Annotated in this window: 11 protein-coding genes; 5 read left to right on the top strand and 6 right to left on the bottom strand. The window is 64.3% G+C overall.

The genetic code is table 11. The annotated features are described in order from the left end of the window. A complete protein-coding gene (locus tag ACXX81_RS22670) occupies positions 1-1,338 on the top strand; it encodes a dihydroorotase (protein WP_458572437.1) in 1,338 nt (445 codons plus the stop codon). 20 nt (positions 1,339-1,358) lie between these two features. On the opposite strand, the gene ACXX81_RS22665 is transcribed toward ACXX81_RS22670, so the two are convergent. After that, positions 1,359-1,880, bottom strand: a complete 522-nt coding sequence (locus ACXX81_RS22665; RefSeq protein ID WP_458572436.1) for a DUF3617 domain-containing protein — start codon at positions 1,878-1,880, stop codon at positions 1,359-1,361. Between the two features lie 135 nt (positions 1,881-2,015). On the opposite strand from ACXX81_RS22665, the gene cls reads away from it, so the two are divergent. Both cls and ACXX81_RS22655 read left to right on the top strand, forming a co-directional pair. Beyond that, positions 2,016-3,455, top strand: a complete 1,440-nt coding sequence (cls, locus tag ACXX81_RS22660) for a cardiolipin synthase (protein WP_458572435.1) — start codon at positions 2,016-2,018, stop codon at positions 3,453-3,455. A gap of 339 nt (positions 3,456-3,794) precedes the next feature. Beyond that, a complete protein-coding gene (locus tag ACXX81_RS22655) occupies positions 3,795-4,217 on the top strand; it encodes a hypothetical protein (RefSeq protein ID WP_458572434.1) in 423 nt (140 codons plus the stop codon). On the opposite strand, the gene cfaB is transcribed toward ACXX81_RS22655, so the two are convergent. The 5 genes from cfaB to hflK (ACXX81_RS22630) form a co-directional block, all read right to left on the bottom strand. Continuing rightward, positions 4,205-5,392 carry a C17 cyclopropane fatty acid synthase CfaB gene (cfaB, locus tag ACXX81_RS22650; protein WP_209986631.1) on the bottom strand — a complete coding sequence of 396 codons (1,188 nt, stop codon included), beginning with the start codon at positions 5,390-5,392 and terminating at the stop codon, positions 4,205-4,207. The two genes, ACXX81_RS22655 and cfaB, sit on opposite strands and share 13 nt — an antisense overlap. A gap of 64 nt (positions 5,393-5,456) precedes the next feature. Beyond that, a complete protein-coding gene (locus ACXX81_RS22645) occupies positions 5,457-7,364 on the bottom strand; it encodes a cation-translocating P-type ATPase (RefSeq protein ID WP_458572433.1) in 1,908 nt (635 codons plus the stop codon). Further along, positions 7,361-8,395 (bottom strand): protease modulator HflK, encoded by a 1,035-nt coding sequence (gene hflK, locus ACXX81_RS22640; RefSeq protein ID WP_458572432.1) that lies wholly within the window; start codon positions 8,393-8,395, stop codon positions 7,361-7,363. Before hflK (ACXX81_RS22640) ends, ACXX81_RS22645 begins: the two co-directional genes overlap by 4 nt. Then, positions 8,392-9,375: a protease modulator HflC gene (gene hflC / locus ACXX81_RS22635; RefSeq protein WP_458572431.1), complete on the bottom strand. Its 984-nt coding sequence runs from the start codon at positions 9,373-9,375 to the stop codon at positions 8,392-8,394. The genes hflK (ACXX81_RS22640) and hflC overlap by 4 nt, the downstream gene beginning before the upstream one ends. Before the next feature lie 12 nt (positions 9,376-9,387). Further along, positions 9,388-11,292 (bottom strand): protease modulator HflK, encoded by a 1,905-nt coding sequence (hflK, locus tag ACXX81_RS22630; RefSeq protein WP_458572430.1) that lies wholly within the window; start codon positions 11,290-11,292, stop codon positions 9,388-9,390. A gap of 304 nt (positions 11,293-11,596) precedes the next feature. On the opposite strand from hflK (ACXX81_RS22630), the gene ACXX81_RS22625 reads away from it, so the two are divergent. Together ACXX81_RS22625 and ACXX81_RS22620 are read left to right on the top strand one after the other, a co-directional pair. Further along, a complete protein-coding gene (locus ACXX81_RS22625) occupies positions 11,597-12,220 on the top strand; it encodes a CDP-alcohol phosphatidyltransferase family protein (protein WP_231422249.1) in 624 nt (207 codons plus the stop codon). 11 nt (positions 12,221-12,231) lie between these two features. After that, a complete protein-coding gene (locus ACXX81_RS22620; RefSeq protein ID WP_458572429.1) occupies positions 12,232-13,986 on the top strand; it encodes a bifunctional alpha/beta hydrolase/class I SAM-dependent methyltransferase in 1,755 nt (584 codons plus the stop codon). Position 13,987 lies beyond the last annotated feature (1 nt).

The following is a 13,987-nucleotide window of genomic DNA, read 5'->3' as shown; positions in this document are numbered from 1 at the left end:
ATGACCCGCCTGTTGATCCGCAACGCCCGCCTGGTGAACGAAGGCCAGGCATTCGACGCTGATGTATGGGTCGCCAATGGCCGCATCGAGAAAATCGCCAGCAGCATCGAGGATTGTAAGGCGCCCCTGGCGATTGACGCTCAGGGTCAATGGCTGCTGCCGGGCATGATTGACGATCAGGTGCACTTTCGTGAACCTGGCGCGCCGGAAAAAGGCAGCTTCTACAGCGAATCAAGGGCAGCGGTGGCCGGTGGCATCACCAGCTTCATGGACATGCCCAATACCCGTCCGGCCACGCTGACCCTCGAAGCGCTGGCCGACAAGAAACGCCGCGCCGGCCTGCATTCGGTGGCCAACTATGGTTTTCACTTTGGCGTCAGCAACGACAACCTCGACACCGTGGCGGCTCTGGACCCGCGCGAAGTGGCCGGGGTCAAGGTGTTCATGGGCGCGTCCACCGGCAATATGCTGGTGGACGACCCACGGATACTGGAGCGCCTGTTCGCCGAAGTGCCGACTATTCTGCTGGCCCACTGCGAACACACCCCCAGCATCCTGATCAACGAGCAGCGCCTGCACGAGCGCTTCGGTGACCACATCCCGGCCGTCGCCCACCCGCTGATTCGCGACGCCGAGGCCTGTTATCGCTCATCGTCCCTGGCGGTGGAGCTGGCCCGGCGGCATGGCACGCGCCTGCACGTATTGCACCTCACCAGCGCCCGCGAGCTGGCGCTGTTTGAAGACAAACCCCTGGCCGATAAACGCATCACCGCCGAAGTGTGCGTGCATCACCTGCTGTTCGATGACCGCGACTATGCGCGGCTGGGCCATCAAATTAAATGCAACCCGGCGATCAAGAGCCGTGCCGACCGCGACGCGCTGCGCCAGGCCTTGCTGAGTGATCGTCTGGATGTGATCGGCACCGACCACGCGCCCCATACCTGGGCGCAAAAACAGTTGGGCTATCGCGAAGCGCCGTCGGGCTTGCCGCTGGTGCAGCATGCGCTGCCGGCGTTGATGGAGTTGGTGGCCGACGGCCTGCTGCCCATCACCACGCTGGTCGCCAAGACCAGCCACCGGGTAGCCGACCTGTTCGCTATCCCGGATCGCGGCTATCTGCGCGAGGGTTACTGGGCCGACCTGGTGCTGATCAAACCAGAGCCAGAGGGCAAGCCGGTGAGTGACGAGCCGATTCTGGCACGCTGCGGCTGGACGCCATTCGCCGAGCGCCGCTTTCGCCACAGCGTCAGCACCACCCTGGTCTCCGGTCACCTGGCGTGGCACAACGGCCAGGTGGTCGAGAGCTGCCAGGGTTTACCGCTGCACTTCCTGAGGTAGGCTGAGGTAGGCGCAGCCGGTTATGCGCGAGGCTTGACGGTGCCGCAGTCATTGCCCAGCCATTGGGCGTGGCTGTCCAGGCTGCCTTTTTGCTGGATGCCGGTGGCATTGAAGGTGCCGTTGACCGTGGTGGTGAAGGCCTTCTGGCTCTGGAAGGTCGCCACGCCAGAGCCTTGGGCTTTCGGGCAACTGAAGCGGAATTTCCACTGGTTGCCGGTCTTCTCGGTGATTTGCTGCTTGCAACCCGATTGTGGGTCGGTCAGCGGGATGGAGTCGGTCGCCACCTGGGCGGGCGTGAGACACACCTGCACGCCTTTACCGGCCATGGTAATGCCCTGCTTTTCGAGCATGGCGCGCTGTTCGGGGGTCATCTGTTGCTTGAGCTGACCGAGGATCAGCGACAGGTCCGGCAGGTCCTGGTTATCGACCTTCATATTGCTGGTGGTCAATTCCCACAAGCCCGGCGCCAGCATCTGCGCCTGTGCCGCCACCGGCAGCGCTAAACCAACAACCATGGACAAACACAGCAGACGAGCCTTCATCGGGTAACTCCTGGGTAATTGTGGGCGTTAGACGCCGCGGACGTGCCAGTGTTGCACGGCAAATAAAATAGCGACATTCGTGGCCGAACATGGTCTGTTACGCACTGCACTGGATTGTCTGGAGTATCGCCGTTCATGGATTTTTTTGGCCCGCACCTGCTCGCCTACTTCATCGCCACGCTGCATTTTTTCGGGACACTCGCCGCGATCCACGCGGTGCTGACGGTGCGCACCGCCCAAGGCTCGATCGCCTGGGCGCTGTCGCTGATGTTCATGCCGTACCTCACGCTTGTCCCCTACCTGATCTTTGGCCGCAGCACGTTCGATGCGTACATCCAGGCGCGTCGCCAGGCCAACCAGGAAATGCACACCGCCATCAATGAGCTGAACTGGCGCCCGTGGGTCGAGGAAGCCCTGGCCGCGCGCAATTCCGCCGCCTACACCTCCCTGCGTGCGATGCCCAAACTGGGACGCATGCCGTGCCTGGCCAATAACCAGGTGCGCCTGCTGATCAACGGCGAGGCTACCTTCAGCGCGATTTTCGACGCCATTCGCGGCGCAAAATCCGCCGTGCTGTTCCAGTTCTTCATCATTCACGACGATGCGCTGGGCCGCCAACTGCACGCCCTGCTCAAGGCGAAGGCCGCCGAAGGGGTCGATATCCATGTGCTCTATGACCGCATCGGTAGCCACGCCCTGCCCCATCGCTACGTGCAGTCGCTGCGTGACGCCGGAGTGAAGGTCAAGGCGTTCGCCACCCGCAGCGGCTGGCTCAATCGCTTCCAGGTCAACTTCCGTAACCACCGCAAAATCGTGGTAGTGGATGGCGTTACCGGGTTTGTGGGCGGGCATAACGTGGGTGATGAATACCTCGGCAAAAAGCCGCCGCTGGCGCCCTGGCGCGATACTCACGTGCAGGTTGTCGGCCCGGTGGTAGCGTGCCTGCAGGAGTCATTCGCCGAAGACTGGTTCTGGGCCGCGCGGGAGTTGCCACCCCTGATCCTGCCGGACACCTACCCCGAAGACGGCGTGCTCTGCCAACTGCTCGCCAGTGGCCCGGCAGACCCCTATGAAACCTGCTCGCTGTTCTTCGTCGAAGCCATCCATGCCGCCACCGAACGGGTCTGGATCACCACCCCGTATTTCATCCCCGACGAAGCCGTGTTCGCTGCGCTGCGCCTGGCGGTACTGCGCGGCGTCGATGTGCGCATCCTGCTGCCATCGCGCCCCGACCATCGCATCGTGTATGCCGCGTCCAGCCTGTACGCCATCGAAGCGGTGCGCGCCGGCGTGCGGGTGTTTCGCTACACGCCCGGTTTTCTGCACCAGAAAGTAGTGCTGGTGGACGGCGAAATCAGCGCCATCGGCAGCGCGAACATGGACAACCGTTCTTTCCGGCTGAATTTCGAGGTGATGTTGCTCACGGTTGACGAGGCCTTCGCCAAACAGGTGGAGCAGATGCTGCTGGAAGATTTCACCCAGGCCCATGAGATGAGCCTGGCGGAAAGCCGCGAGACCCGGCGCCTGCAGCAACTGGGCATGCGGATCGCGCGGCTTATTTCACCGATTCTCTAACCGCCAACACAACGTCCTGTGGGAGAGAGCCTGAAATGTCAGGCAACCACACCCTGTGGCAAGCGGGCTGTCGTGGCGAGCGGGCTTGTTGTGGCGAGCGGGCTTGCCCCGCGTTGGGGTGCGAAGCGCCCCCCAATCAAGCAAAACGCGGTGTACCTGATACGGCTCAGCGCCTGGCTTTGGGGCTGCTGCGCAGCCCAACGCAGGACAAGCCTGCTCGCCACAGGGAATCTGCGCTTAACTGAACGGCATTAGGGCAAGCCCGCTCGCCACAATAAGCACACCCGCCACAGAGGCGGTTTAGAATCAGGCCGTCTCCCTCGATAAGGAACGCAGACCATGCAAGACAACGCTGTCACGATCCCTGTGGAACTGGGTGCGCCCACTTACAAAATCGATTTGCTCTACGCCGTGCTCTACGAAGCCAAACCGTTCACGGACGCAGTGCTGCTTCTCTACGATAACGGCGTGTACAAAATACTCTCGCCTGGCGAAAACCATTACGGCGTCTACGTCACAAAGGGGCACGTGGACGGCGGCACCTGGGAGATGACCTTCATCTCGCTGCCCCATGCCGACTGGTACGACAACGTCGCGCTGCACACGCTCACCTTCGACAAACCCGCGACGACGTTCGGGCAGCAAGCCTACCTGCCTTCAGACCCGAACATTCCCAAGCAGCACGGCACCTTCCAGATACACCCGAATGACATCGTCGACCCACGCGATATCTCGTGGGACGACCTGCCTCATCCTCGATAAATATCGTCACGCGTCCACGGCAGTTCATGGCTGCCGTCCGCATGGGGCTTGAGCGCAAGAATCTGATGCAGATTGATCCAACCCCGTGCAAACGCGTATGCGCATCCGGCCAGGTACAAGCGCCAGATGCGCAGCGCCTGCTCCGGCACCATCCGCGCCGCCGCTTCCAGGTTGTCTTCCAGGCGTTCGCTCCAGTGGTCCAGGGTGCGCGCGTAGTGCAGACGCAGGCTTTCGACGTCGACCACTTCCAGCCCAGCGTCACTGATCTCGGCGGTCATCATCGCCAAATGCGGCAGCTCACCGTTGGGGAACACATAACGCCCGATAAACTCACCGGCGCCACGCCCCACCGGGCGACCGTCGGTGTGCTTGGCGGTGATGCCATGGTTCATCACCAGGCCACCTTCGCGCACCGCGCCAAACAGCGTCTTGCAGTATTGCGTGAGGTTGGCATGGCCGACGTGTTCGAACATGCCCACGCTCACCACCTTGTCAAAACGCCCGTCCTGGGGCAGGTCGCGGTAATCGAGCAGTTGCAGGTCGACCTGGTCTTCCAGTCCTTCGGCTTTCACCCGCTCACGCGCCAGGGCCAATTGCGCCTTGCTCAGGGTGATGCCCAACACGTTCACCCCGAACTCACGCGCGGCATACCGTGCCAGTCCGCCCCAGCCGCACCCTACGTCCAGCAGGTATTCGCCGGGCTGCAAGCGCAACTTGCGGCACAGGTGGCGAAATTTGTCCTGCTGGGCCTGGTCGATGGATTCGCTGCCGGTTTCGAAATAGCCGCAGGAGTACGCCATGTCCTGATCCAGCCACAGCTGGTAGAACTCATTGGAGAGGTCGTAATGGTAGGAAATGGCCGCCGCATCGGTGGCCTTGTCGTGAATCGAGCGCACCGGGCGAGTGTCCTCGTCATCGTCGATCAGGGCGTGACTCAGCTCGTCACACACCCGGATGACGTCGGTGATGGAGCCTTCCAGCTCGAGCTTGCCCTCGACGAACGCTTCGCCCAGCGAGTCGAGCGTGGGGTGGGTCAGCTGTGTAACGACGGTGGGGTCCTTCACCACAATGGTCACACTGGGCTCGGGGCCCAGGTTGAATTCATGGCCATCCCAGAGTCGCAGACGCAGCGGAAGCTGAAGATTCTGTAAGGCCGGTGGAAGTTGCGCGAGCATGAGTAGTCCCCCCTTGTTCAGAAGTCCGAATTGAGGGTAGACCATCCGCAGACAAAGTAGGAGGCTATCTATCTGCCAACGGACTACCGGCAACCTCTTCGAGCTTCAACAGTGGCTCCTGAAAACGCAGCAAACGCCCCGCGTTGCCCAGCACCAGCAAGGTGCTGAGGTTATGCAGCACCGCCGCAATCATGGCGCCTGCAGCGCCCAGCCAGCCAAACGCGGCGAACACCACAATGGCAAGCGTCCAGCCCAGACCGATGATCACATTGACCTGCAACGTGCGCCGGCATTGGCGACTCAGCCGCACGCAGGTGCCGAGGCGACGCAGGTCGCTGCCGATCAGCACCACGTCCGCCGAGGCCAGGGCGATATCCGCGCCCCCCGCGCCCATCGCCACGCCGACCACACCCGCCTTGAGCGCCAGCGAGTCGTTGATGCCGTCGCCCACAACCATCGGCCGAAAGCCGCTGCCGATTTCGCCCAGCACACGGTTGAGCTTGTCTTCCGGCAGGGCCTGGGCTTGCACGTCGCTGATGCCCACCTGCGCCGCCAGGCTGTCGGCCACGCTCTGGCGGTCGCCGGTGAGCAGCAATTGCCGGCCCAGGCCCAGCTCGCGCAGTTCCTGCAGGGCCTGGCGCGCTTCCGGCTTGACGCTGTCGGCCAGCAGCAGCCAGGCCAGGAACCGCCCGTTCAGCGCCAGCCCGGCAATCGGGCCATCGTGACGGGGAACCGGCGTGGTCACGATGCCCAACTGCTCGAACAATTCCGGCCGCCCCAGCGCGGCTTCGCCCTCCCCGGTCTGTGCAACCACACCGAGGCCCTGACGCTCGCGAATATCGGTCAGCGCCGGCAACTGCGTGCCCAGCCCCGCCAACGCACGGCTGACCGGGTGACTGCTGGCCGAACCGAGGCTGGCCGCCAGGTTGAGCACCGCCGCGCGGTCCGTAGATGCGCCCTCGATGGACTGCAACCGCAGGGTGCCAAAGGTCAGCGTGCCGGTCTTGTCGACCACCAATGAGGTGAGATCGGCCAATTCCTCCAGAAACGCCGAGCTGCGAATCAGAATGCCATGGCGCGCCGCCACCGCAATGCCGGCAATCGCCGTGGCCGGCGCCGACAGCACCAGGGCGCAGGGGCACGCCGCCACCAGCACCGCGAGCATCGCCTGGGCGTCGTTGGTCACAAACCAGGTCACGGCCGCCAGCAACAGCACCAGCACCATATAGCTGCCGGCGTAACGCTCCAGCAACCGAGTGATCGGCGGCTTGGCGCGCTCGGCGTTCTGCATCAGGGCGATGACTTTGCCCAGGGTCGACTCATCGCCGGTGCGCGTTACTTCCAGGCGCAGCAGGCCGTCGAGGTTGATCGCACCGCCAAACACCTGCACCCCGGCCGAAGCCTCCATGGGCACCGACTCGCCGGTAATCGGCGCCGTGTCCAGGCTGGCCTGGCCCGACAGCACCACGCCATCGGCAGGCACGCGGTCGCCGGCGCGCACTTCAACGATATCGCCGGTATTGAGCGTGCCGTTATCCACTTCCACGATGCTGCCATCGGCCTGCACCCGGCGCGCCTGGCTGCGGGTGAGCTTGCCCAGGGCATGAATCGCCTCCTGGGAGCCGATCACGCTGCGCTCTTCCAGCACATGCCCGAAAATCATGATGATCGGCAGCAGCGCGGCGGTCAGCAGATCGCCCGTGGCCCAGGCGCCGAGCATGGCCAGGGCGATCAATTGGTCAGTGATGCCGTGCAGGCTGGGGAAGCGCAGGCTGTACCAGGCCGAACGCATCACCGGCACAGCCACCAGCAGCGAGGCCACGCCCAGCAGCAGTTGGCTGACACCGCTCTGGTCGGGGGCCAGCCAGCGCCAGACCAGACCCAATATCAGCAAGCCCAAAGCCAGCATCGCCAGGGTCAATTGCCGTGCGGCGCTGCGCTGCTCGGCGGACGTCAGCATCGAATCGCTCATTTCTCGGCGCCCTGAATGATCAAGCGGGAGTCGTCCCTGGGATCGACCGTGGTCACGGAACCGGCCTGGCCGAGGATCTTCGGCAAGCGTTCGCGGTACAGGCGCAGCATCAACCCAGGGTCTTTGACCTGGGCCAGGCTGGCGACGGTGGCGGTTTGCGCCTGGGCGCTGGCCAGACGTTCGCTGGCCTGGGCGTGGGCGACCTGCACCACGCGGTCGGCCTGCTGGTTGGCGGCCTGGGTCAGTTTTTCCGCGTCGGTGCGCGCATTGGCCACGGCCTTGTCAGCTTGCTGGCTGGCGGTGAGTACCGCGTTGAAGGCGTTTACCGCCGGGCCCGGCAGGCTGGACTGCACGTCGACACGGGTCACTTCGATGCCCAGGCCCAGGCCGCTGGCGGCCAACTCGGCCAAGCGCTTGTTGATGCCTTGCACCAGGTCACCGCGCAGCCGCTCGCGGCGTTCGGCGGCGCCGTTATCGCTGCCGATCAGTTCCGGGCGCGCCACCAGGATGGTGTCCAGGTCGCGCGCGGCGGTCAGGGCCACGGCGCTGCGCGTCACCAGCCGATCCAGCGCGGGCAGCACATGATCGCCCTGCAACACGAACGCATAGGGTTCGCTGACCTTGTAGAACACCCGCACATCCAGCTGCACCACGCCGGCATCGCCGGTCAACAGATAGCCGGAGCCGGCCAGGGCGTCACTCAAGGGCGTGGCAAAACTGGCCACGCGGTCGGCCTGCAGCGCCGCATCCGAACGCAGCAGGTTGTCCACCCGGCGCTCGATCACGCGGTCGGCGGCCGGCAGCAGCACCACCTGCTCGAAGGGTTGCGGCCACGCCAACAACAGGCCGGCGTTCTGAATGCGGTCCAGGGCGCCAAAGTGCAGCACCACGGCGCGGTTCTGCGGGTCGATCTGGCGCACATTGGAAAATGCCCAGGCCAATGCCGCCAACACCGTCACCGCGTACAGCGCAAAAAAGGTCAGGCGCCCGGCCTGGACCCATGGGCCGTCCGGGCCGTCACGCTCGCTCATGGTTGAACGTCCCTGGGCCCATCGACCAGCGCACGAAACGGCGCCGCGTCGGTGCGCAGGATGATTTTGGTGCCCGGTGTCACCACCGTGCCCAAGGTATCCAGCGAGCGCAGCAGGTTGTACAGCTGGGGATTGCCGGCATAGGCGCGGCCGTAGATCTGTGCGGCTTCAACCCGCGATTGCGCTTCGATGTCAGCGGCTTTCACCGTGGCATCGGCCTGCATGATGCGTGCGTCGCGCTCGGCCGCCGAGCGAATCTGCGCGGCCTCGCGCTTGCCCACGGCGGTGCGCTCGGTGGCGATGGTTTCGCGTTCGGCGCGCATGCGGTCGACGGTGGCGGTGAGGGTCACCGAGGGCAACGTCAGCCGTTCGATGCCGACCTGCGCCACGCGCACGCCGTAGGTGGTGAGCAATTGTTGATCGATCTGCTGGCGCAACTGCGCCTCGAATTCGGCGATGCGCACTTGGCCGGCGTCAGTGTTGATCAGGCTGGACAGGTCAAAACTGGCGGCCGTGGTTTCCAGCGCCGAGCCGACAAAGGTGCGAATCTGCCGCGCCGCTTCATCGGGCTGGTTCTGCACCGCGCGCATGAAGCGCTGCACGTTGTCGGCATCGCCCTGCACCTGCCACGCCACGTAGGCCTGCACGATAATGCGCAGGCCATCGCGGGTGCCCACGTCCTGCAGGCCGCTGGAGGTGGTACGCAAGCGCAGATCCACCGGAATGGCTGCCTCGAACGGCGCTGGCCAGCGCCAGCCCAGGCCCGGCGCCAGCAGCACCCGCGACGGGTTGCCGAAGCGGGTGATCACCGTGGCCTCGCCGGAGCGCACCTGTACCAGGCTCGCCGCCGCCACGGCAAACAGCACCAGCAGCGCGGCCCAGGCCATGCGCCGCCACGGAAACGGGCCCGCCGCCTGCTCATCGCCGTGATGAGGGTGCTGGTGATGGCCGTGATGATGATCGTGAGAATGAGCGCCCAACAGACACACTCCTTATTGAACGGCTTTACGCGGCGCCACTGGATCGGCCGGCAAGGTAAAAGAACGCAGATCGATCGTCGGAGCGCCGTCGGCACCCAGGCGGTGATCCAGAATCAGCAGGTTGGCGTGGGCCAGGCCCTGGCTGAGTTGGCCGAGGTACTGTTCCAGCACGAAGGCCCGGCCAGCGCTGGCGTAGGCTTTTTGTTCGGCGTCAAAGCGCAGGTTTGCGGCCTGGGCGCCGGCATTCACTTCGCGGGCGCTGGCCACGGCCTGGTCATGGGCGGTGCTGGCTTGCAACAAGGCCTGGTTGGTTTGTTCGCTGGCGGCGCCGCGCTCGCGGGCGATCAAGGCCTGGGCGCCAATCTGCGCGGCCTGCACGCCGTGATAGGCGTTAGCCGCACCGGCCGGCGGGTGGATGGCTTCCACCACCGTGGCAAGAATTTCCACGCCGCTGTCGAGTTTCTGCAGGTCGGCCTGCACGCTGCGGCCGATCTCGTCGGCCAGCCGCGTGCGTTGTTCGCCGAGCAGTTCGTCAAGGGTGCGCGAGGCGAAGTCGTGCACCAGGATGCGGCTGGCGGTGCTGCGAATCAGGGTCGGTACGTCGGCGCTGTTGTAGGTGGCGGCCAGTGCGGCCTGATCGCCGAGGCCGATGCGGTAGACGAAACGCACATCCATATTGACGATCTGGAAGCCTTGCTTGTCGCCGCTGCTGCTGGCAATGACCTGGGATTTGTCATTCACATGGCTGGCGTCCCACAGACGGTTGGCGATGGCTGGCGGTGGGCCTTCAGCCGGCGCCGGTTCGGGTGGGCCGGCTTGGCTGACGCTGGTGGCCAGCTCGTGCACCACGCCGTTTTCCACGTTGATGACACGGCCCAACGGCCATGGCAGCCCGCTATGCAGACCGGGCCCGAACACCTGCACCGGCTTGCCGAAGCGCTCGTAAATCCCACGACCTTGCAGGGGCACTTCATGCACGCCGGTCAGCACCCAGCCTACGGCCAACACCACCAACAGCACCGGCAAAAATGCCCGGCGCATGTAGGTGAACGCCCAGATCTGACGCAGGTCGATGCCGTAGCGGTTTTGCAGTTCGTGCTGCAAGGCGAGCAAGGGCTGGGGTGGCCAGCGCAGCAGGTCAGCAATGAAGCTTTGCGCCATCAGGCGCGGTTCGAGGCGCGGCTGGCGCGGGCTGAACAGTGACAGCACGCCCCTGATCAAAAACTCCAGTGCCACCAGCGCGGGCAATACGCCCATCAGCACGGCCAGGCGCACCGGCCACACCGATTCGGCGTTCGCAAACAGCAGGCAGATCGAGCTCACCAGCAAACAACCGATGGCCACGCGGCACAACTGGGCCAGGGATGAAGCCTCAGGCCATTGCGTGTCGCTTTCCTGAGCCAGGCGACGTTCGAACACCAGCAAGCCAAACGCCAGGGCCAACCCCAGCGCAGCACCGAAGCTGGCGGACTGGCCAATAGCGGCCGCAGGCAGGGCCAGGTTCCAGAATTCGATGATGCTGATCAGCGCCAGCAACGCCCAACCGCACAGCCACAAGACCGGTGTGCCGATCTGCGCGATAAAGCGCTCCATCAAGCGCGCGTAGCGGCCCGTTTCTTCAGCCGGCACGTCAACCGGCGGTGCTTCCAGTGCCTGGGCGCGCCAGTCGGCCACCCACCACGCCGACTGCAAGCCGGCCACCAGCAGCAGCAAGGCCGAGGCGCAATTGATCAACACCACCGGCCAGATCGACAGCGGCGCAAACAGCGCGACAAACAACGCCAACACCCAACCACTGACACCCACGGCGGTGAGGCTGATACCGGCTTGCCTCAATCGACGGGCATGGAACAGCCCTTGCTGAAAACGCGGCAGGCTTTCAGCCCGCACGCCGTCAGCTTCCAGATCCACTTGCATCCACTCAACGCCCGATAACACACAGTTCGTTACGATATAACACGGGGCGTGAAATATTTGTTTGTTTAACACCGAAAAATCAATGTGGGAGGGGGCTTGCTCCCGATAGCGGTGGGTCAGTGAGCACATGACTGACTGGCCCACCGCTATCGGGAGCAAGCCCCCTCCCACAGTTGAGCGTTATCGCACTCACGATGGCACTACCCCCCTATAAACAGGAGACATCACTGGTAGGGGCTACAAATAATCGGCACACTCCAGCACAGCTTTTCACGGGTTCACGGACAAGGAAGCGTCATCTCCCATGATTTCGATCTATCAGCTCAAGCCACGCTTTCAGAACCTGCTGCGCCCGCTGGTGCAGCGCCTCTACGACAATGGCACCACCGCCAACCAGATCACCGTGCTGGCCGGGGTGATTTCCCTGTTGGTGGGCCTGCTGATTGGCGGGTTCGCCCAGCACCTGTGGCTGTTTGCGCTGATCCCGTTGTGGATGATCGTGCGCATGGCCCTCAACGCCATCGACGGCATGCTCGCCCGCGAATTCGGCCAGCAATCGCGCCTGGGCGCCTACCTCAATGAACTGTGCGACGTGATCGCCGACAGCGCGCTGATCCTGCCGTTTGCACTGATCCCCGAGGTGAGCCTGGCGCCAGTGCTGCTGGTGACGCTGCTCGCGGTGTTCAGCGAATACGCAGGGGTGTTGGGGCCGATGGTCGGTGCCTCGCGGCGCTATGACGGGCCGATGGGCAAGAGCGATCGCGCCTTCGTCCTCGGCGTGCTGGCCACGGGCGTGGCGCTGGGCTGGCTGGGCGCTGCCTGGGTGAGCACGGTGATGTGGCTGGTCGCCGCCCTGCTCGCCTATACCCTGGTCAACCGGGTGCGCCAGGGCCTCAAGGAACACTCCGCCACTTCACCGATTGCATAAGGATTTTTGCGATGCGCGAACAGCAGGCACAAACATTCAGTACCCATGATGGCGTCGAGCTTTTCTATCGGCACTGGCCGGCCACCGCTGCAACGGATGGCGAACCGCGCAAGGCGATCCTGCTGTTTCATCGCGGCCATGAGCATTCCGGGCGTATCGCCCATCTGGTGGATGAACTGGACCTGCCCGGTTTCGATTTCTTCGCCTGGGACGCCCGTGGCCACGGCCAATCACCCGGCGCACGCGGTGACAGCCCGAGCTTCGCCACCAGCGCCCGCGACGTGCAGACCTTCTGCGAACATATCGAAGCCACGTTTGGCATCGAGGCGCAAAACCTTGCGGTGATCGCCCAAAGCGTCGGCGCGGTGATTGCGGCCACCTGGGTGCACGACTATGCCCCCAACATACGCGCCCTGGTGCTGGCCTCCCCGGCGTTCAAGGTCAAGCTGTACGTGCCTTTCGCCCGCCCGGGCCTGGCCTTGATGCGCCGGTTTCGCGGCAACTTTTTCGTCAACAGTTACGTCAAGGCCAGGTTTCTCAGCCATGACCCCGAGCGGGTGGCGTCCTACGACAGCGACCCGCTGATCACCAAGGCCATTTCGGTGAATGTGCTGCTGGGCCTGTACGAAGCGGCCGACCGCGTTGTCGCCGATGCCCAGGCGATCCAGGTGCCGACCCAACTGCTGGTGTCCGGTTCCGACTTCGTGGTGCACCGCAAGCCTCAGCAGCAGTTCTTCGACCGCCTGGGCAGCCTGAAAAAAGAGCTGCATATTCTCCCCGGTTTCTTTCACGACACCCTTGGCGAACGTGATCGCGCGGTGGCGCTGAGCAGCGCCAGGCGTTTTATCCTGCAGAACTTCAGCCACCCGCTGGACCGCGCCTCGCTGCTGGACGCCGACAGGCTGGGCGCCACCTGCGCCGAATCCGAATCTATGGCCGCGCCGCTGCCGCGCAATTCCCTGCGCGACCTTTACTGGCGCATGACCCGCGCCAGCATGGGCCTGGGCCAACGCCTGTCGGCCGGCGTGAAGCTGGGTTTCGATACCGGTTTCGACTCCGGCAGCACCCTGGACTACGTCTACCGCAACACGCCCACCGGCAAGGGCGGTGTGGGACGGATGATCGACACCCACTACCTCAACTCCATCGGCTGGCGCGGCATTCGCCAGCGCAAAGTGAACGTCGAGGAATTGCTGCGCCTGGCCATGGCCAGATTGCGCGATGAGCAGCGCGAAGTGCGCATCGTCGACATCGCCGCCGGCCATGGCCGTTACATTCTCGAAGCCCTGCAGGGCGTCTCACCGTTACCGGAATCGATCCTGCTGCGTGACTACAGCGACATCAACGTGCGTGAAGGTGGCGCGCTGATTCGCGAGAAAGGCCTGGGGGATATCGCGCAGTTCGTCAAAGGCGACGCGTTTGACCGGGCCGACCTGGCAGCGCTTGCGCCCAGGCCGACCCTGGCGGTGGTGTCCGGGCTGTATGAATTGTTCGCCGATAACGGCAGGGTCGGTGATTCGCTGGCCGGCTTGGCCGAGGCAGTGGAGCCCGGTGGTTACCTGGTGTACACCGGTCAGCCGTGGCACCCGCAGTTGGAACTGATCGCCCGCGCGCTCACCAGCCATCGCCAGGGCCAGGCCTGGGTGATGCGCCGTCGCAGTCAGGCGGAAATGGATCAGCTGGTGGCAGCGGCAGGCTTTCGCAAGATCACCCAACGTGTGGATGAATGGGGCATTTTCACCGTGTCCCTGGCGCAGAAGCTCTGAA

The organism is Pseudomonas sp. GNP013, assembly GCF_054343995.1.
The sequence above is the reverse complement of the archived record's forward strand: the minus strand, read 5'-3'. Positions and strand labels throughout refer to the sequence as shown.